General features: G+C 74.4%; 12 protein-coding genes. 8 read left to right on the top strand and 4 right to left on the bottom strand.

All coding sequences use genetic code 11. The annotated features are described in order from the left end of the window. Window positions 1-415: 415 nt before the first annotated feature. Window positions 416-1585 (bottom strand): acyl-CoA dehydrogenase family protein, encoded by a 1170-nt coding sequence (locus ACGFZ2_RS30425; RefSeq protein WP_393459498.1) that lies wholly within the window; start codon window positions 1583-1585, stop codon window positions 416-418. 220 nt (window positions 1586-1805) lie between these two features. On the opposite strand from ACGFZ2_RS30425, the gene ACGFZ2_RS30420 reads away from it, so the two are divergent. The 4 genes from ACGFZ2_RS30420 (at window position 1806) to ACGFZ2_RS30405 (ending at window position 7748) form a co-directional block, all read left to right on the top strand. Continuing rightward, entirely contained in the window at window positions 1806-4106 is a 2301-nt protein-coding gene (locus ACGFZ2_RS30420) for a sensor histidine kinase (RefSeq protein WP_393459495.1), read from the top strand. 55 nt (window positions 4107-4161) lie between these two features. Next, window positions 4162-4848 (top strand): response regulator, encoded by a 687-nt coding sequence (locus ACGFZ2_RS30415; RefSeq protein ID WP_393263206.1) that lies wholly within the window; start codon window positions 4162-4164, stop codon window positions 4846-4848. Between the two features lie 192 nt (window positions 4849-5040). Then, entirely contained in the window at window positions 5041-5970 is a 930-nt protein-coding gene (locus tag ACGFZ2_RS30410; RefSeq protein ID WP_393459492.1) for an LLM class F420-dependent oxidoreductase, read from the top strand. A 536-nt stretch (window positions 5971-6506) separates the two neighbouring features. Next, window positions 6507-7748: an FAD-binding protein gene (locus ACGFZ2_RS30405; protein ID WP_393459616.1), complete on the top strand. Its 1242-nt coding sequence runs from the start codon at window positions 6507-6509 to the stop codon at window positions 7746-7748. A gap of 94 nt (window positions 7749-7842) precedes the next feature. Here ACGFZ2_RS30405 and ACGFZ2_RS30400 read toward each other — a convergent pair whose 3' ends face one another. After that, a complete protein-coding gene (locus ACGFZ2_RS30400) occupies window positions 7843-8988 on the bottom strand; it encodes a site-2 protease family protein (RefSeq protein ID WP_393459489.1) in 1146 nt (381 codons plus the stop codon). Between the two features lie 336 nt (window positions 8989-9324). On the opposite strand from ACGFZ2_RS30400, the gene ACGFZ2_RS30395 reads away from it, so the two are divergent. Both ACGFZ2_RS30395 and ACGFZ2_RS30390 read left to right on the top strand, forming a co-directional pair. Then, a complete protein-coding gene (locus ACGFZ2_RS30395; protein ID WP_393459486.1) occupies window positions 9325-11490 on the top strand; it encodes a prolyl oligopeptidase family protein in 2166 nt (721 codons plus the stop codon). Between the two features lie 46 nt (window positions 11491-11536). Continuing rightward, window positions 11537-13135, top strand: coding sequence for a hypothetical protein (locus ACGFZ2_RS30390; RefSeq protein ID WP_393459483.1), 1599 nt, complete (start codon window positions 11537-11539; stop codon window positions 13133-13135). A gap of 268 nt (window positions 13136-13403) precedes the next feature. Here ACGFZ2_RS30390 and ACGFZ2_RS30385 read toward each other — a convergent pair whose 3' ends face one another. Beyond that, the gene (locus tag ACGFZ2_RS30385; RefSeq protein WP_393263195.1) at window positions 13404-14081 is read right to left on the bottom strand and encodes a response regulator; all 678 of its coding nucleotides are present in this window, start codon (window positions 14079-14081) and stop codon (window positions 13404-13406) included. 41 nt (window positions 14082-14122) lie between these two features. After that, on the bottom strand, window positions 14123-14938 hold the full coding sequence (locus ACGFZ2_RS30380; protein ID WP_393459613.1) for a sensor histidine kinase: 816 nt from the start codon (window positions 14936-14938) through the stop codon (window positions 14123-14125). Between the two features lie 143 nt (window positions 14939-15081). Between ACGFZ2_RS30380 and ACGFZ2_RS30375 the strand changes: the two genes are divergently transcribed. Beyond that, a complete protein-coding gene (locus tag ACGFZ2_RS30375; RefSeq protein ID WP_393459480.1) occupies window positions 15082-15774 on the top strand; it encodes an ABC transporter ATP-binding protein in 693 nt (230 codons plus the stop codon). Then, window positions 15771-18140, top strand: coding sequence for an ABC transporter permease (locus ACGFZ2_RS30370; RefSeq protein ID WP_393459477.1), 2370 nt, complete (start codon window positions 15771-15773; stop codon window positions 18138-18140). Before ACGFZ2_RS30375 ends, ACGFZ2_RS30370 begins: the two co-directional genes overlap by 4 nt. Window positions 18141-18180: the final 40 nt, after the last annotated feature.

Below are 18180 nucleotides of genomic sequence, written 5' to 3'. Positions count from 1 at the left end.
TGCGGGCCGGTCGGCGCTGCGTTACGCCGGGGCCGTCGCGGGGCCGGGCTCGGTGGTGGCGGCGTCGGCGGGGACGGTGCTGTCCCCGCCGGACCCGAGGAATGGGATGTGGCCCGCCATCCTTACGCCTCTCACCTGCTACAACAGTGCGACGCCGAGGTGGCCGGCGTCCTGTCCGCTACCCGACCGCCGTTCCGTCGGCCAGACGACTGCGGTCGACGTGGAACTGTGCGGTGCGCGTCGTCGCCGGCCGGGACGGCGCTGCCGATCCGCCGCGCGGCGGGTTCGGCGCGCGGCGTCCGGGTCCCCGCGCGGTGTCCCGGAACGCTCGGGGGGCGTCCGGGGCGTTCGGTCGCGCCTCGCCGGGGGATGAAGGTGGGGCGTTCGGGCGACACGGCCGTCCCCGCCCTCGGCGTCAGTAGGCCAGCTCCACCGGCCGGCCGAGCACCCGGGCGCCGTTGTTGCCGAGCCAGCCCTCGGCCGCTGCCGCGTGCTGGCTGAAGGTGTGGATGTCCCGGAACCGCCGCTGGAGCGGGGACGAGTCCCGGGCCGCCCCGCCGCCGGCCGCCCGGTAGCAGGTGTCGACCGCGGCGGCGGCCCGCTCGGTCACCCACGGCAGGGCGGCGGAGATCCGGGGGTGCAGCCCGGGGATCGCCGCCGGGTCCGTGGCGCACGCCGCCCAGAGGTCGTCGGCGAGGTCCCGCAGCAACGCCCGTGCCGCCCGCACGTCGAGGTCGGCGCGGCCGAGCTGGAGGCGGAAGGCGGGCGAGTCGGCCAGCGACTGCCGGGCGTAGAGGCGCTGCCGGCCGCCGTCGAGCAGCGCGACCATGTCGTCCAGCGCGCCCTGCGCGATGCCGACCGCCACCGCGCCGAGGTGCAGGACGAAGTGGACCAGGGGGGCCACGAAGCCCGGCCCCGGCACACAGGGCGCGCCGGTGAACAGGTCGAAGCTCTCCTCCGCCGGGCAGAACGCGGAGGCCACCTCGACGTCGTGGCTGCCGGTGCCGCGCAGGCCCAGCGCGTGCCACGTGTCGTGCACCGTGAACCGGGAGGCCGGGAAGAGCATCGAACGCACCTCCGGCGGCGCCCCCGCCGGCCCGGGCAGCGGCTCGCCGTCCCCGGTCAGCACGCAGTTGCCGAAGATCCAGTCGGCGTGCCGCGCACCGCTCGCGTACGCCCACCGGCCGGTGACCTGGAAGCCGCCGTCGGCCAGCTCGGCCCGCCCCTGCGGGGCGAAGCCGCCCGCGACGACCACGTCCGGCCCGTCGGCGTAGAGCTTGTCGAACCGGTCGCGCGGCAGCATCGCCAGCAGGTGTGGCGTCTCCGCGCCGATCATCACCGTCCACCCCGTCGAGCCGTCCGCCCGCGCCAGCGTCTCCAGCACCCGCAGCCCGGTGCGCAGGTCAGCCTCGTACCCGCCGTGGTTGCGGGGGACGAACATCCGGAAGCAGCCGGCAGCCCGGAGCGCGTCGAGCAGGTCGGCGGGGAGCGCCCGTGCCGCCTCGATCTCCCCGGCCCGCCGGGACACCTCCGGGACCAGCTCGTCCACCGCCCCGACCAGCCGGTCCCGGTGCCGCTCCTCCATGGCTTCCTCCTCGCGTCGTGGCTCACCCACCACGGTGGACCCGTCGGCGACCCGGGGGCCAGGGACACCGGCACCGGATGCCCGGGACATCCCGCGCCGCGCGACGTCCATCCGGCCGGGGCGAACCGGCCCGCACTCCAGGCGACTGTCGCCGGACCGACATTCGCACTGGAACGTCGGGGGATCACCAACCGGCCCCGCGACTGCCAGGATTCTCGGCATGTCGGTCCAGCAGCCCCCGCCCGCGGTGACCCACGGCGACCGCCGGCACCCGGTCGCCGCCTGGCTCGTCCTCGTCGGCTGTGCGCTGCTCTTCGTCGCCACCGCCGTCTGCTGGGTGCTCGCCCGCCGGCCCTGGGGGCTGTCCCAGCTCTACTTCCTGGTCGACTTCACCGACTGCGCCGTCTACGGCGTGGTGGCCTGGCTGATCCTGCTGCGCCGGGGCCACCCGGTCGCCTGGCTGCTCGCCGCCACCGGGCTCGGCGGCGGGTTCGCCGCGCTCAGCGCCCAGTACGTCGACCTGCTCGGGGTGCACCCCGGGCTGCCCGACCCGGTGCTGCTCACCTCGGCCCGGCACTGGGCCTGGGCACCGGGGATGCTCTCGCTGATCGTGGTGCTGCCCTGGCTGGTCCGGGAGGGGCGGCTGCCGCGGCCGGCCCGGGCGGCGGTACTGGCCGGCGCCGTGGTCGTCGCCGGCTACGTGTCGTTCCAAATCACCTGGCCCGGCCCGGACGCGGGCGGGTCGGGCGCGCCGCTGCCGATCGCCAGCGCCGGGTGGGCGGAGTTCATCGAGCGGGTGCAGCCGGCCCTGCTGGTGGCCGTCCCCGCGCTCGGGCTGCTCACCGCCGCCGGGGTCGCCACCCGCCGTCGCCGGGGCGCGCCCGCCGAGCGCGTGGGGCTGGGCTGGCTGGCCGTCGGCACGCTGCTGCTCGCCCTGAGCTTCGCGCCGGTGGCCCTCCCCGAGGGCTGGGCCCGGCCGGTGCCCGACGAGGCGGCCCCCGTCGCGATGCTCGCCTCGCAGGCGTTCTTCCCGGCCGCCGTGCTGGCGGTGGTGCTCCGGCAGCGGCTGTGGGGCATCGAGATCGCCGTCCGCCGCACCCTGGTCTGGTTCCTCATGACGTTCCTGCTGGTCGCCGCGTACGTGCTGGGGGTGTCGGTGCTGGACGCGCTGCTGCCGGCCACCCCGGCGGTGCCCGGGGCGCTCGTCACGGCGCTGGTCGCAATCGGCGTGCAGCCGGGCCGGATCCGGGTGCAGCGCCGGGTGGACAGGCTGATCCACGGCGCGGCGGCCGAGCCGCTGCGCGTGGTGCGCCGCGTCGGGCACCGCATCAGCGCGACCGGGGACGCGGCCGACGTGCTCACCGAGGTGGCGCGCAGCCTGACCGACCTGTTGCGCCTCGGCGCCTGCGCCATCGAGGTGGACGGGCCCGAGGGCTGCTCCGCGCGGGCCGAGTCGGCCGGGCCGCCCGGCGCGCCGCTGGTGCTGCCGCTGCGCCGGGGGGAGCGCGAGGTGGGCCGGCTCACCGCGTGGGCCCGGGCGGGGGAGCGGCTGGACGGGCGCACCCGGGCCGCGCTGCTCGACCTGGTGCCGCTGGTCTCCTCCGCGGCGAGCCTCGCCGCGACCAGCGGCGCGCTGGCCGCGTCCCGGGCCCGGCTGGCCGAGGCCCGCGACTCCGAGCGGCGCAAGCTGCGCCGGGACCTGCACGACGGCCTCGGGCCGGCGCTGGCCGGGGTGGCGCTCGGCGTGCAGGCCGCCCGGAACCTGCTCGCCGTCGACCCGGACGCGGCCGGCCGGCTGCTGGACCGGCTGCGCGACGAGATGGACCAGAGCGTCGAGCAGGTCCGCGACCTCGCCCGGGGTCTGCTGCCGCCGGTGCTCGGCGAGCGGGGCCTGGTGCCGGCCGTGCACGAGCTGGCCCGGCGGTACGACGGCGCGCCGCTCCTGGTCGAGGTCGACGCGGACCCGCTGCCGCTGCCCGAGCCGGTGGCCACCGCCGTGTACGGCATCGTGGCCGAGGCGCTGCGCAACGCGCACCGGCACGCCGCCGCCCGGACCTGCCGCATCGCGCTGACCGTGGACGAGGCGGGCCTCACGCTCACCGTCGCCGACGACGGGGCCGGGATCCCGCCGGGGGCACCGCCCGGCGTCGGCATGCTGTCGATGCGCGAGCGGGCCGAGGGGGTGGGCGGGACGTGCGCGGTCGGCCCAGGGCCGGCCGGGGGCACCCTGGTCACCGTCCGGGTGCCCGCCGACCGGTGCGCCGTGCCCACCCGCGCCCCGGCGGAGCGGCCCCCGGACCGCGCGCCGCGGCCGCTGGAGGGCGCGGGCACCGCCGGCACGAGCCCGACGAGCCCATCGCACGTCGCGGTGTCGTCGCGCGAGGCAGGACCAGCGACGACACCGTCGCACCCAGGCCGAGCGTCGGTGGTGTCGACGCCCGACGGCGCGGCGTCGCCGGGCCCCGGCGACCGGACGGTCGTCGACCTGGCTGTGGGCCGGACGGTCGGGGCGGCGTCGTGACCGGGACCGATGGTGGGGGTGGCCTGGCTGTGGGCCGGACGGTGGGGGTGGCCCGGTGACCGGGACGGGCGGTGGCGCGGTGACCGGGACGGACGGCGGGGTGATCCGGGTCGCGGTGGTGGACGACCATCCGGTCTTCCGCCTCGGCATGACCGCGCTGCTCGCGAGCACCGCCGGCCTGCGGGTGGTCGGCGAGGCCGCAGACGCCGACGAGGCCCTGCGGGTGGCCGACACCCTGCGCCCGGACGTCATGGTCATGGACCTGCATCTGGGCGGCCGGTCCGGGGTGGAGGCGACCCGGGAGATCGTCGGGCGGCACCCCGGAATCGGGGTGCTCGTGGTCACCATGCTGGACGACGACGACTCCGTCTTCGCGGCGCTGCGCGCCGGCGCCCGCGGCTACCTGCTCAAGGGGGCCGCGCCGGGGGAGGTGGAACGGGCGGTCCGGGCGGTGGCCAACGGCGAGGTGCTGCTCGGCCCGGCGGTCGCCGCCCGGGCGGTGGGCTTCCTGGCCGGCGCCCGGGCGGCCGGCCCGGTGCCGTTCCCCGAGCTGACCGACCGGGAGCGCGAGGTGCTCGACCTCGTCGCCCAGGGCCTGAGCAACGTGGTGATCGCACGGCGGTTGACGCTCAGCCCGAAGACCGTCCGCAACCACCTGTCCAACGTGCTCACGAAGCTCCAGGTCGCCGACCGGGGCCAGGCGATCCAGCGCGCCCGGCAGGCCGGCCTCGGTCAGCTCTGAGCCCCGTCGAGGCGGGCGGCGTACGCGTCGCGCAGGGCCGGCCAGCCGAACTCCATCGCCTCCGCGCCCCGGACCGGCCGACCGGGTCGCCGTCGAGCAGGTGCGCGGCGACGTCGAGGCAGAGGTGCCAGCCCGCGGCGGCCACCGGGGCGAGCTCCGGCGGGGGCCGGGCGGGCTCCCTATGCTCGGGCCATGGAACTGCGGATCTTCACCGAACCCCAGCAGGGCGCGATCTACGACGACCTGCTCGCCGTGGCCCGCTGCGCGGAGGACGCCGGCTACGGCGCCTTCTTCCGCTCCGACCACTACCTGAAGATGGGCTCGGTGAGCGGCGACCCCGGCCCGACGGACGCGTGGACCACCCTCGCCGGACTGGCCCGGGACACCCGGCGGATCCGGCTGGGCACGCTGATGACCGCCGCCACCTTCCGGCTGCCCGGCCCGCTGGCCATCACGGTGGCGCAGGTCGACCAGATGAGCGGCGGCCGGGTCGAGCTGGGCATCGGCACCGGCTGGTACGCCGAGGAGCACACCGCGTACGGGATCCCCTTCCCGTCGCTCGGGGAGCGCTTCGACCGGCTGGAGGAGCAGCTCGCCGTCATCACCGGGCTCTGGGCGACGCCGCCGGGCAAGACGTTCGACTTCGCCGGGACGTACTACCCGGTCAGCGACTCGCCGGCCCTGCCGAAGCCGGTGCAGGACCCGCGCCCGCCGATCCTGCTCGGCGGCATGGGCCCGAAGCGGACGCCCCGCCTGGCCGCCCGCTACGCCGACGAGTTCAACCTGCCGTTCGCCTCGGTCGAGGACTCGGCCGCCCAGTTCGGGCGGGTCCGGGACGCCTGCGCGGAGGCCGGCCGGGACCCGGCCGAGCTGTGCTGGTCCAACGCGCTGGTGCTCTGCTGCGGCCGGGACGACGCCGAGGTGGCCCGGCGGGCCGCCGCCATCGGCCGGGAGCCCGACGAGCTGCGCGCCAACGGCCTGGCCGGCACCCCCGCCGAGGTCGTCGACAAGATCGGCCGGTACGCGGAGACCGGCAGCGAGCGGCTCTACCTCCAGGTGCTCAACCTGGCCGACCTGGATCACCTGGAGCTGGTCGCGGCCGAGGTGATGCCCCAGCTCTGAGCCGCGCGGCGATCCGGCTAGCCGTCCGGCGGTCCGGGTAGCCGTCCAGGCGATACGGGGCCGTGCGGCTTCGGACCGGCCTCGGTCCGGCGGCCGTCAGGCCCGCGCGGCCGGCTGCCCGGCCCGGGGCGCCGGCCCTGGATGGGGCACCGGGTGCGGCGCGGGCGGGGGCGCGGGCGTCGGTCGGGGCCCGGGCGTCGTGCCCACCGGGTGTGCCCCGGCCGGCGGCGCGCTCGACGGGGCCGGCCCGGTACCGGTCGGGTCGACCTCCTCAGGCGAGGGGGACACGTCGCCCCGCGGGGCGGGGTCGCGGTAGCTGCTCATCGGCGTAGGGTTCCCCGACGACGGCGGTGGTAACCGTCGCCGACCGACGGGCACCCGTCCACGGGCGACGCACCCCGACGACCACGGCCACGGGCAGGGAGATCGACGTGGAACTCGACGGCGCCGGGGCGGCCCGGACGGACGGCCCGCCGCGCCCCCGGGGCGACGCCGCCCCGCCCGGCGGCACGACCGGCGACGCGACCGGCCGGGCGGTGCCGGGCGCCAACTGGGCGGGCAACGTCCGCTACGCCGCCCGCCGGCGCCACCGGCCGTCGTCGCTCGACGAGCTGCGCCGGCTGGTGGCGGGCAGCGACCGCGTCCGGGCGGTCGGCACCGGGCACTCCTTCAACCGGCTGGGGGACACCGCCGGTGACCTGGTCTCGCTGGCCGGGATGCCCGCGACCGTCGCGCTGGACCCGGACCGCCAGACCGTCACCGTGCCGGCCGCCATGCGGTACGGGGACCTTGCCGCCCGGCTGCACGAGCGGGGGTACGCCCTGGCCAACCTCGCCTCCCTGCCGCACATCTCGGTGGGCGGGGCGGTGGCCACCGGCACCCACGGCTCGGGCGAGACGGTCGGCAACCTGGCCACGTCCGTCGCCGGGCTGGAGCTGGTGACGGCCGACGGCGACCTGCTGACCGTCGACCGGGCGGCGGACGGGGACACGTTCGCCGGGATGGTCGTCTCGCTCGGCGCGCTGGGCGTGGTCACCCGGCTCACCCTCGACATGGTGCCCGCGTACGACCTGCGCCAGTATGTCCGCCTCGGCCTGCCCCCCGAAGCGCTGGACGCGGCGTTCGCCTCGGCGTACAGCGTCAGCGTCTTCACCGACCTCCGGGGGCCGCGGCTGCGGGAGGTGTGGCTGAAGCAGCGCGCGGACGCGGCCCCACCCCCGGCGGACTGGCTGGGCACGACGGCGGCCGACGCGCCGCGACATCCGGTGCCCGGCATGCCGGCGGAGCACTGCACCCCGCAGCTCGGCGTGCCCGGGCCGTGGCACGAGCGGCTGCCGCACTTCCAGCTCGGGTTCACCCCGAGCAGCGGCGACGAACTCCAGTCGGAGTACCACGTAACGCGCGGCGCGGGGGCGGCCGTGCTGGCCGCGTTGGCGCCGGTCGCGCACCTGATCGCGCCGGTGCTCCAGGTCTGCGAGCTGCGGGCGGTGGCGGCCGACGGGCTCTGGCTCAGCCCGAACCACGGGCGGGACAGCCTCGCCGTGCACTTCACCTGGATCGCCGACCCGGCGGCGGTGTTGCCGGTGGTGACGGCGGTGGAGCAGCTGCTTGCGCCGTTCGCGCCGCGCCCGCACTGGGGCAAGGTCTTCGGGCTCGCCCCGGCGGCGGTCGCCGCGGCCTGGCCCCGGTACGCCGACTTCCTCGACCTGGTGCGCCGGCTCGACCCGGCCGGCACGTTCCGCACCGACCTGCTGGACCGCTACCTCCCCCGGGACTAGCGTCCCCGACGCCGTCGGTACCGGCCCCGGACACCGTTGGTCAGGCGTCGACGCCCTCGGTCAGGCCTCAGATGCGGGCCGGCGCCTCCTCCGGTCAGCCGCCGCGTCGGCCGGCCATCTGCTCGCGCAGGCTGCCGCGCTGCACCGCACGGCTGATGTCGCTCGGCGAGACGATCCCGACCAGCCGTCCGTCGGTCACCACCAGCGCCCGCCCGTCGGCGCACTCGCTGAGCCGGGGCAGCAGGTCGTTGAGCGGCTCCTCCGGCCGCGCCAGCACCAGTTCGTCGGCGCGGCAGGCCACCTCGGCCAGCGTGGTGGCGGCCCGGCGGTCCGCCGGGATGCCGCGGACCCGGTCGAGGGTGACCAGGCCGACGGGCCGGTCGTCCTCGGTCAGCGGTAGCGCCGTGTGCCGGTACGCGAAGAGGTAGTGGTCGACGAAGTCGGCCACGGTCATCTGCCCCGACGCGGTCTGCGGCTGCGGCGTCATCACGTCGGCCACGTGTATCCCCCGCAGCGCGCTGCCCATCCGGGCCTGCCGCTCCTCCATGCCGGCGGCGCCGATCAGGAACCAGCCGATCAGGGCCAGCCACAGCCCGCCGAAGCCGACCCCGGCCAGGAACTGCCACAGCCCCAGGCCGATCAGCAGCGCGCCGAGCACCCAGCCGGCCCGGGCGGCGACGACCGACGCCTTCGTCCGGTCGCCGGTCGCCTTCCAGACCGCCGCGCGCAGCAGCCGCCCGCCGTCCAGCGGGGCGGCGGGGAGCACGTTGAAGACCGCCAGCAGCACGTTGATGCCGGCCAGCCACGCCAGCGCGCCGAGCGGCAGCCCGTCGACCCCGGCCAGGGAGAGCACCACCGCGATCGCGCCGAAGAAGAACCCGATCAGAAGGCTCACCAGCGGGCCGACGCCGGAGATGCGCAGCTCCGCGCCCGGGTTGGGCGCCTCGCCGCGCAGCTCGGCCACCCCGCCGAAGAGCCACAGCGTGATGCTGCCGACCTCCAGCCCGTTGCGCTTGGCGACGATCGCGTGGGAGACCTCGTGGGCGAGCAGGCCGAGGAAGAAGACGACCGCCGCGGCGAGCCCCGCGAGGACGTACGCGGCCACGGGCCGGTCCGGGTAGGCCCGGGGGAACTGGTTGGCCGACAGCGCCCAGGCGATCAGCACGAAGATGACCAGGACGCTCCAGTTGACCCCGACCGGCACGCCCGCGATCCGGCCGAGCCGGAAACTCGCCCTCATGCCTCGGGACTACCCCCGAAAAGGGCTTCCATGCGTTGAAAAGTACGGCGCGGCCGGGCAACGGCTGGATGGACGTCACCGGGTACTGGGTGCAGGAACTCTGACCGCTCTGGTGGCCTTGGGCGGGTGCCCCGGCTTCCCCGGGTCGCCCGCCGCCGCCGACGGGCCGGTGCTGAGCACCGAAGGGGCCGGTGCCCCCATGGGACGAAGATCCTCGATGTCGACGCCGGTCCGGGGACAGGGGCGGAAGGCCCCACGTCACACCCCTGGATGGCTTGAGTCGCCATGCCGACATCTGGGCATGGATGAGGGTCGCTCGTCGGGATAGTTGCGAGGGTGGCGGGCCTGACCCTTGAGAGCGACGATCCGTACCTCTGGCTGGAAGATCTTGGTGGGGCGGACGCGGTCCGGTGGGTGCGGGACCGCAACGCGGAGACCGTCGCCGCGTTGACCGGCGGCGAGGCGTTCGCCGCGCTGCGGGCCGAATTACGGCAGGTGCTCGACGCCGAGGACCGCATTCCCTATCCCGGGTGGCGTGGGGACGGCTTCTACTACGGCTTCTGGACCGACGCGGCGCACCCGCGCGGGGTGTGGCGGCGGACCACGCTCGACGAGTACCGCCGGCCCGAGCCGGAGTGGGATGTGCTGCTCGACGTCGACGCGTTGGCCGCCGAGGAGGGCGAGAACTGGGTCTGGAGCGGGGTGACGGTTCTGCGGCCCGGCTACCGGCGCTGTCTGGTCAGCCTGTCCCGCGGCGGCGCGGACGCGGTCGTGGTGCGCGAGTTCGACCTGGCCCGCCGTGCCTTCGTCGAGGACGGCTTCACGCTGCCCGAGGCCAAGAGCGACGTCTGCTGGATCGACGCGGACCACGTCTACGTCGGCACCGACTTCGGGCCCGGTTCGCTGACCGCCTCCGGCCACCCACGCACCGTCCGACGGTGGCGGCGGGGCACGCCGCTGAGCGAGGCCGATGTCGTCTACGAGGGTTCCACGGACGACGTCGCCGTGTACGCCTCGCACGACCCGACGCCCGGTTTCGAGCGCGACTTCGTGGGCCGCAGCCTGGACTTCTACCGCACCGAGAACTACCTGCTGACGGCGGCCGGCGAGCGGATCCGGATCCCTGTGCCGGAGGACGCCCAGTGGGACGTACGCCGGGAGTGGCTGCTGATCCGGCTGCGCTCGCCGTGGGCGGTCGGCGGGACGACCCATCCCGCGGGCGCCCTGCTGGTGACCCGGTTCGACGATTTCCTCGCCGGGGAGCGCGAGCTGGCGGTGCTCTTCCGACCGGACGACCGCACGGCGCTGAGCGACCACTCCTGGACGCGCAACCACCTGATCCTGGCCACCCTCACCGACGTGCGGAGCCGGCTGGAGGTGCTGACGCCGGACGGGACGGGGTGGCGGCGGGAGCCGCTCGCGGGGGTGCCGGAGTTCGACCACAGCGGGATCGTGCGGACCGACCCGGACCACAGCGACGCCTACCTGCTCGCCTCCGAGGGGTTCCTCCGGCCGGCGACGCTTCGGCTCGGCCACGTCGGCGGCCCGGTCGAGACCCTCAAGCGGGAGCCGGCGTTCTTCGACGCGGAGGGCCTGACGGTGCGCCAGTTCTTCGCCACCTCGGCCGACGGCACGCGGGTGCCGTACTTCGTGGTGGGGGATCCGCAGGCACCCGCCGGGCCGACGCTGCTCACCGGGTACGGCGGGTATGAGATCTCCCAGACCCCGCACTACAGCGGAATCATCGGCCGGGGATGGCTGGCCCGGGGCGGCACCTACGTGGTGGCGAACATCCGGGGCGGCGGGGAGTACGGCCCGCGGTGGCACCGGGCTGCGCTGCGGGAGAACCGACTCCGGGCGTACGAGGACTTCGCGGCGGTGGCGGCCGAGCTGGTGACACGCGGGATCACCACGCCGGCGCAGCTCGGCATCGAGGGCGGCAGCAACGGCGGGCTGCTCATGGGGGTGATGCTGACCCGCTATCCGTCGCTCTTCGGCGCGGTCGCCGCGAGCGTGCCGGTGCTGGACATGCGGCGGTACCACCGGCTGCTGGCCGGCGCCTCGTGGATGGCCGAGTACGGCGACCCGGACGAGCCGGCCGACTGGGCCTACCTGCGGGAATACTCGCCGTACCACAACGTCAGTGGCGGGTCGGCGTACCCGCCGGTCCTGCTGATCACCTCGACCCGCGACGACCGGGTGCATCCCGGGCACGCCCGCAAGATGGCCGCCCGGCTGCGCGAGCACGGCCACGACGTGTCCTACTACGAGAACGTCGAAGGCGGGCACGGCGCGGCGTCGAACAGCGAGCAGCGCGCCTTCATCTGGGCGCTGACGTGTGAGTTCCTGTGGCGGAAGCTGGCCGGACAGCCGCGCCAGCCTCTGCCGCGCCAGCTTCCGCCGGTCGACGTGCCGACGGTGGGTCTGGCCGGAGAATCCGGCGCCGACAGCTCACAGACGCGGGGGAGCAGCGTCCCCGCTGATCAGGGGCTCGAAGGATAGGGAAACGACCGATTACGCGGCGCGCGCCAGCGCCTAGCGTCGCGGCATGACGCTTCGACTGTTCCCGGCTGCGCCGGGTCGCGGCGCCACCAGGGCCCGCGTCGCGCTCGCGGTCACCTGCTGCGTGGCGCTCGTCGGCTGCTCGTCCACCCCGGGCGGCACCTCGACCGCCGGGGAGTCGCCCGAGTTGACGGCCCGCTACGGCCAGTCCCCGGCGAAGGATCCGTCCGGGTTCACGTACCAGCCGGACGTGGTCGTGGTCGACGGCGGCGCGGCGGCCGTCCGGTCGGTGAGCGGCGACGGGTTGGTCTGGACGATCGACGGCGGCGTGCGCGGCCTGGGCGACCTCGACGTGGGTGAGGTCATGTTCCTGACCTCGCGGGCGGTCGGCCGGGTCGCGGCGAAGGAGCGGGTCGGCGGCGATGTCGCGGTCACGCTCGTGCCGGTGCAGCCGCAGGAGGTCATCCGCGACGGCCGGATCAAGGTCGACGCCGCGATCGACGTCGCGGACATCGGCACCGACAGCATCGGCATCCAGGAGATCCCGGACCTGCCCGGCACCGTCGCGACCCCGGATCGGGCCGACACCGACCTGCGACCGGTCAGCATGCCCGCCCGGGGCGCGCGGCAGTCGACGACCGTGTTCGCCACGGCCGGCGGCGCGGGCGTCGCCCGCGAGCCGGGCCTCGGCGCGGGAGCCGCGGCGCACCGGTTCGCCGCCGTGACGGTGCCACAACAGCCGGTCGGGAAGATCGCCGGGTCGGACCAGAAGCTGCCGTCGCCGGCCAAGGAGAAGCTGGACGTCGCCCTCAACGACTGGGGTGTGACGACGGCGCTCGACGCCAAGGGGCTGACCGTCTCGGTGTACCGCAAGGAAGGCAGTCACCTGAAGTTCGGCGCCGACATCACCCTCGGCTTCAAGACGCTGCGGCTGGCCACGGACGTCGCCCTGACCGGCGGGACCATGGTCACCAACCCGGTCGTCGCCCTGCACGGCCTCGAGTCGCTGGAGGTCAAGCTCCAGGCCGGGCTCGGCGGCGGCACCGACAGCAACTCCAAGGTGAAACTCGAGGTGCCGGCCGAGATCTTCAACAAACCGATCATGGTCAACGGCCTCCCGATGGTGCTGGTCGGCAAGGTGAAGCTGGTCGTCGAGACGGCGCTGACCGGGAAGAACTCGACGCTCACCGCGTCCGGCAAGTGGGGGCTGGTGGGAGCGCTCGGCATGCAGTCGGGCACGCCGCTGGTGCCCACGTTCAGCGTCATCACGAGCATGATGGACTCGATCAGCGGCATCACGCTCGGCCCGAGCGGGCTCGTGATCGCGCCGGAGTTCAAGTTCTCGCTGGGCTTCGGGGTGCCCGGGGCGTCCGCCGGCCCGTACGCGAAGTTCCGGTTCGCGGCGGGGGTGACCAACGGCTCGGCGTTCGGCGCTCCGCTGGCCCGGTGCACCCGGGTCGACCTGGTCATCAAGGGCGGCTTCGGCATGGGCATCAACATCGACGGCGAGTTGGGGAAGCTCATCGGTGATCGCCTTCCCGGCCGGCCCAAGTTCAAGGCCGACCTGGAGAGCGAGTTCCTGTGGGACATCGTGAAACGCTCGCAGACCATCCCCGACGTGCCGCTCTGCACCGGGGGCGGTTGACGCCGAGTAGGGTGGCTGCTCCGCGTCAGTCGGCGGTGCCGGCCGGAACCACCCAGGTCGTGGGCTGGCCGGTAATCGCGGTGATCAGGTCGAGGTCGCCGTCGTAGTGCAGGACGGTGGCTCCGTGTCGCTCGGCAGCCACTCAGCAGTCACCGCGCACGCTGTGCGTCCTTGGCGGTGCGGGCGCCGCCTTGATATCGAGGCCCGCAGGCCCGCCGATAGCGACCGTTTCCGACCACGCCGTACGTCCCACACGCGCGGGGCATGATCAGGTGTCGGCGGGCGTGACGAGGCCGGTCTCGTAGGCCAGGACGACCGCCTGCGCACGGTCGCGAAGGGCGAGTTTGGCGAAGATCCGCGCCACGTGGGTCTTCACCGTCGCCTCGCTCAGGGTCAGCGCCTGGGCCAGTTCGGTGTTGGAGAGACCGCGGCCGAGGAGAGTCAGCACTTCCAGCTCGCGCGGCGTCAGCGCGGCGAGATCCCGGTGGATGGCGGGGGTGGGTCCGTCGCCGGCCGATCGGTCCGCGCCGGCGAAGCGCTGGACGAGCCGCCGGGTTATCGAGGGCGCGAGGAGGGCGTCGCCGGTGTCGACGAGGCGTACGGCGGCGGCGAGGTGGTCGGCGGTGACGTCCTTCAGGAGGAAGCCGCTGGCGCCAAGTGCCAGGGCGGCGTAGACGTAGCGGTCGAGGTCGAAGGTGGTGAGCATGAGCACCCGGCAGCGGGGGCCGTACTCCAGGATGCGTCGGGTTGCCTCGAGCCCGTCCATCGTCGGCATGCGGATGTCCATGAGCACGACGTCGGGGCGCAGCCGCCGCTCGGCCGCCACCGCCTCGACGCCGTCAGCGGCCTCGCCGACCACGTCGATGCCGCGGGCGGTGAGGATCAGCCGGAAGCCGGTGCGGATCAGCTCCTGGTCGTCGGCGATGAGCACACGCGGCGAGGGCAAGGGCGCCGGCCCGGGCGGCCTGGCAGGGGCGGGCTGGGCCTTCACGGGTGCTCCACCGGGATGCGGGCGCGGACCCGGTATCCGCCGCCGAGCCGCCGGCGGGCGTCGAGATCGCCACCGTAGACCGCGACGCGCTGTCGCAGCCCCAGCAATCCTCGCCCGGCGCCGTCTCCGGCGCGCGGGGCAGGCTGGTCGCCCGTCAGCACGCTGGGGCCCGTGGTGAGCACCTCCACCCGCAGTGAGTGCTCGGCGTAGCGGATCGTCACCTCCGCCTTGCCTCCGGCGCCGTGCTTCAGCGCGTTCGTCAGTGCCTCCTGGACGATGCGGTATGCGGTGACGTCGATCCCGGACGGCAGTGGCCGGGGCTCACCGGAGATGCGCACCTCTGCCGGCAGGCCGGCGAACGCGATTCGGTCGATCAATGGGCTGAGCCTGCTCAGGCTGGGCTGCGGTGCCAGATCGGCTCCGTCCGTGCCATCGGCGCCGTCCGCCGGGGGTGCCAGCAGACCGAGCAGATGCCGCAGCTCGGTCATCGTGGTCCTTCCGGCGCCTTCCACTGCCGACAGCGCCGCTGTGGCCTCCTCGGGCATGGTCGCGAGCACCTCGCGTGCGGCGGCGGCCTGCACGATCATGAGGCTCACGTTGTGGCTGACGATGTCGTGCAGTTCCCGGGCGATGCGGGCACGTTCGGCGTCGACCGCGGTCCGGGCCGCGCTCTCCCGCTCCCGTTCAAGGAGCCAGCCCCGCTCCTCCAGCGCCCGACGGTGCTCGCGCCGGGCCCGGCCGAGTGCGATACCGAGCCATACCGCGGTCGCGCAGGCTGCGACGAGCGCGCCGACCAGCCACACCGCCCCCAATCCCACCCAAGAATCTTCGCAAACGCGGATCGGCGCCACATCATCCCCGGTGTCCAGCCGGGTACATCCCTGGGATGACAGCCCCGACGGTTTACATCCCGGGACCGACGGCCGGGCGCTACCCGCGGCCATAGCGTGCTGCCATGACCACTGACACCTGCGTCGTGCGGCTGGACAAAGTCCGCAAAGAGTACGGCGACACGACCGCCCTCGACGGCGTGTCGCTCGAGATCCGCACCGGTGAGGCGGTGGCGGTGATGGGCCCGTCGGGCTGCGGCAAGTCCACCATGCTGAACATGATCGCCGGGTTGGACCGGCCGACATCCGGATCGGTGCGCGTCCACGACGAGGAGCTGGGCCGGCTGGACGAAACGAAGCTGGCGCTGTTCCGGCGGCACCGGATCGGCATGATCTTCCAGTTCTTCAACCTGCTCGACGACCTGTCGACGATCGACAACGTGGCGCTCGCCGCCCAGCTGACCGGTACCAAGGCGGGCCCGGCACGCAAGCGGGCCATGGAACTGCTCGACGAACTCGGCATCGCCGACCGGCGTAACGCGTATCCGGCGGCTCTCAGTGGCGGCGAGCGCCAGCGCGTCGCGGTGGCCCGGGCCCTGATGAACCGCCCGGCACTGCTGCTCGCTGACGAGCCGACCGGTGCCCTGGACAGCCGCTCCGGCGAGCAGGTGATGGACCTGCTGCTGGACCTCAACCAGATCGGACAGACCCTGCTCATCGTTACCCACGACGAGCGGCTCGCGACGCGGTGTGCCAGCCGTGTGGTCGAACTGGCCGACGGGCGGATCACCCGCGAACGCAGTCTGGAACGCGCATGAGTGCCGTGTGGCGGGCCTCGCGGGCCGCAGTCCGGCGACGCCGGGTGCAGACGTTCGTCATCGGCCTGGTCGTCCTGCTCTCCACCACGACGATCGTCGTGGCGCTGGCGCTGCTCGAGGCGTCCTCGGCGCCGTTCGACCGCGCCTTCGCCAGGCAGCAGGGGCCACACGCGATCGCCGTGTACGACCTCGCCAAGGTCAACGACGCGCAGCTCACCGGCCAGCGAACCGGCGTGGCGGCCGCGGCGGGACCGTTCGGGCAGGTAACGCTCGACCTTACCGAGGGCGGCGGGCCGGGCCCACGGGGTCCGCTGACCGTCGTGGGACGCGCCGACCCGGGCGGCTCGGTGGACCGTCTCGACCTCTGGCAGGGGCGCTGGCCCACAGCCCCCGGTGAGATCGTCCTCAACCAGCCCGATCCCGGCGCCGACCCAAGGGGATTCCCGCCGGACAGCGGAGAAATGACCCTCGGCGGCAAGCGGTACACCGTCGTCGGCCGGGCTCACAGTCTCAGCCAGACCGCTGACGCCTGGGTGTCACCGGAACAGATGACCGCGCTGCACCCCACGTCGGCCCAGATGCTCTACCGGTTCACCGGTGACGTGTCGACGAAGCCCGCTGTCCACGCCGACCTGGCCGCCGTCACGGCCAGCCTGCCGGCGGGCGCGCTGATCGCCGCGCAGCCGTATCTCGTCGTCAAGGAGAAGGTCGCCTCGGACATCGGCGTGTACGTGCCGTTCCTCGCCACGTTCGGCATGCTCGGACTGATCGTCGCGGTCGTCATCGTGGGCAACGTGGTCAGCGGCGCGGTCGTCTCCAGCTTCCGGCACATCGGGATCCTCAAGGCGCTCGGATTCACACCACGCCAGGTTGTCGCCGTCTACCTCGTCATGGTGTCGGTACCCGCCCTCATCGGCTGTGTCCTCGGCACCGTCGTCGGCACCCTCGCCGCCCAGCCGCTGCTGAGCGACGGGTTCCAGGGCCTCGGACTCGACGTCGGCATCAACGTCGGCGTCTGGATCTGGGCCGCCGGGCTGGGCGGCGTGCCGGCACTCGTCGCCCTGGCGGCGTTCGTGCCCGCCGTCCGGGCACACCGGCTGTCAGCCGCCGAGGCGATCAGCGCCGGCAGCTCCCCACGGACCGGGCATGGGACGCGGATCCAGCGCTGGCTCGCCGGTGTCCGGCTGTCGCGTCCGGTCACCCTCGGGCTGGGCCTGCCGTTCGCGCGACCGGGCCGGACCGCCTTCACCGTCGTGGCCGTCCTGCTCGGCGTGACCACCGTGACGTTCGCGACCGGGTTGGCCGACACGTTGACCCGGATCTCCACGATCGAAGACCGGGCCTCGGGACAGATCGGGGTCCGGCCGTCAGACGGCCGGACGCGGATCGCCCCCGAAGGTCAGCTGCCGCCCACGGGGCCGCAGGCCACCACCACTCGGACCGACGCCCAGGTCGAGCAGCTGCTGCGCGGGCTGCCGGACGTCGCCCGGGTCACCCCCGTCTTCAGACTGCCGGTCCCCGCCCTCGGGCAGACCCAGCCGCTGACCGTCAACTTCGTTCGCGGTGACTACTCGTCGATGGGGTACCAGGACGAGCTCACCGCCGGACGCTGGATGACGCGGGTGCACGAGACAGTCGTGCCGTCGGAACTCATGCGTGAGCGCGGACTGAACGTCGGAGACAAGCTCACCCTGGAGCTTGGCGGACGGCGGACGGTGCTGACCGTGATCGGCGAGACGATGGACGGCGCGCCCGGACCGCCCGGCATGTTCGTGGACTGGCGCGTCCTCACCGAACTCGCACCGGACCGCGCCGTCAAACCACACGAGGTGTACTACCAGGTCCAGCTCAAGACCGGTGGCAACGTCGCGGCGTACGTCGCCGCGGTCAAAGCGGCCGACCCGGGGATCGACGCGTGGGACACCTCCCAGCTCAGCGACTTCGCGGTGACCGTGATCGGCTTCTCGTCGGTGCTCTCGCTACTGCTGTCCACCGTCGCGGCCCTCGGCGTCTTCAACACGGTCGTGCTCAACGTCCGAGAACGCCGCCGCGACCTCGGCATGCTCAAGTCGATCGGGATGACGCCGCGCCAGGTCGTCACGATGGTGCTGACGTCGATGGCCGTCGTCGGCGCGGCCGGCGGTGTGCTCGGCATCCCCCTGGGGATCGTCGCGCACAGGTACATCGTGCCGACCACCGCCGACGCGGCCCGGATCGCCATCCCACACTCGGTGCTGGAGGTGTGGCAGGCGCCGACGCTCGCGCTCATGGCCCTCGCTGGCGTCGTGATCGCGCTCCTCGGTGCACTGGTCCCGGCCCGCGGCGCGGCCCGGCTCACGATCGCCGAGGTGCTCCACACCGAGTGAGCTGTCGGCTCGGGGCCTCTGGACGCAGGTACCGCAAGCC

The sequence above is a fragment of the Micromonospora sp. NPDC048063 genome, from assembly GCF_043202855.1.
Lineage (GTDB): Bacteria > Actinomycetota > Actinomycetes > Mycobacteriales > Micromonosporaceae > Micromonospora.
This window is presented reverse-complemented; position numbering and strand designations above follow the sequence as displayed.

Bases quoted from the DNA above. Each gene is read 5' to 3' on its own strand.
- ACGFZ2_RS30425 (WP_393459498.1), bottom strand. From the start codon at position 1,585: ATGGAGGAGCGGCACCGGGACCGGCTGGTCGGGGCGGTGGACGAGCTG.
- ACGFZ2_RS30420 (WP_393459495.1), top strand. From the start codon at position 1,806: ATGTCGGTCCAGCAGCCCCCGCCCGCGGTGACCCACGGCGACCGCCGG.
- ACGFZ2_RS30410 (WP_393459492.1), top strand. From the start codon at position 5,041: ATGGAACTGCGGATCTTCACCGAACCCCAGCAGGGCGCGATCTACGAC.
- ACGFZ2_RS30400 (WP_393459489.1), bottom strand. From the start codon at position 8,988: ATGAGGGCGAGTTTCCGGCTCGGCCGGATCGCGGGCGTGCCGGTCGGG.
- ACGFZ2_RS30390 (WP_393459483.1), top strand. From the start codon at position 11,537: ATGACGCTTCGACTGTTCCCGGCTGCGCCGGGTCGCGGCGCCACCAGG.
- ACGFZ2_RS30375 (WP_393459480.1), top strand. From the start codon at position 15,082: ATGACCACTGACACCTGCGTCGTGCGGCTGGACAAAGTCCGCAAAGAG.
- ACGFZ2_RS30370 (WP_393459477.1), top strand. From the start codon at position 15,771: ATGAGTGCCGTGTGGCGGGCCTCGCGGGCCGCAGTCCGGCGACGCCGG.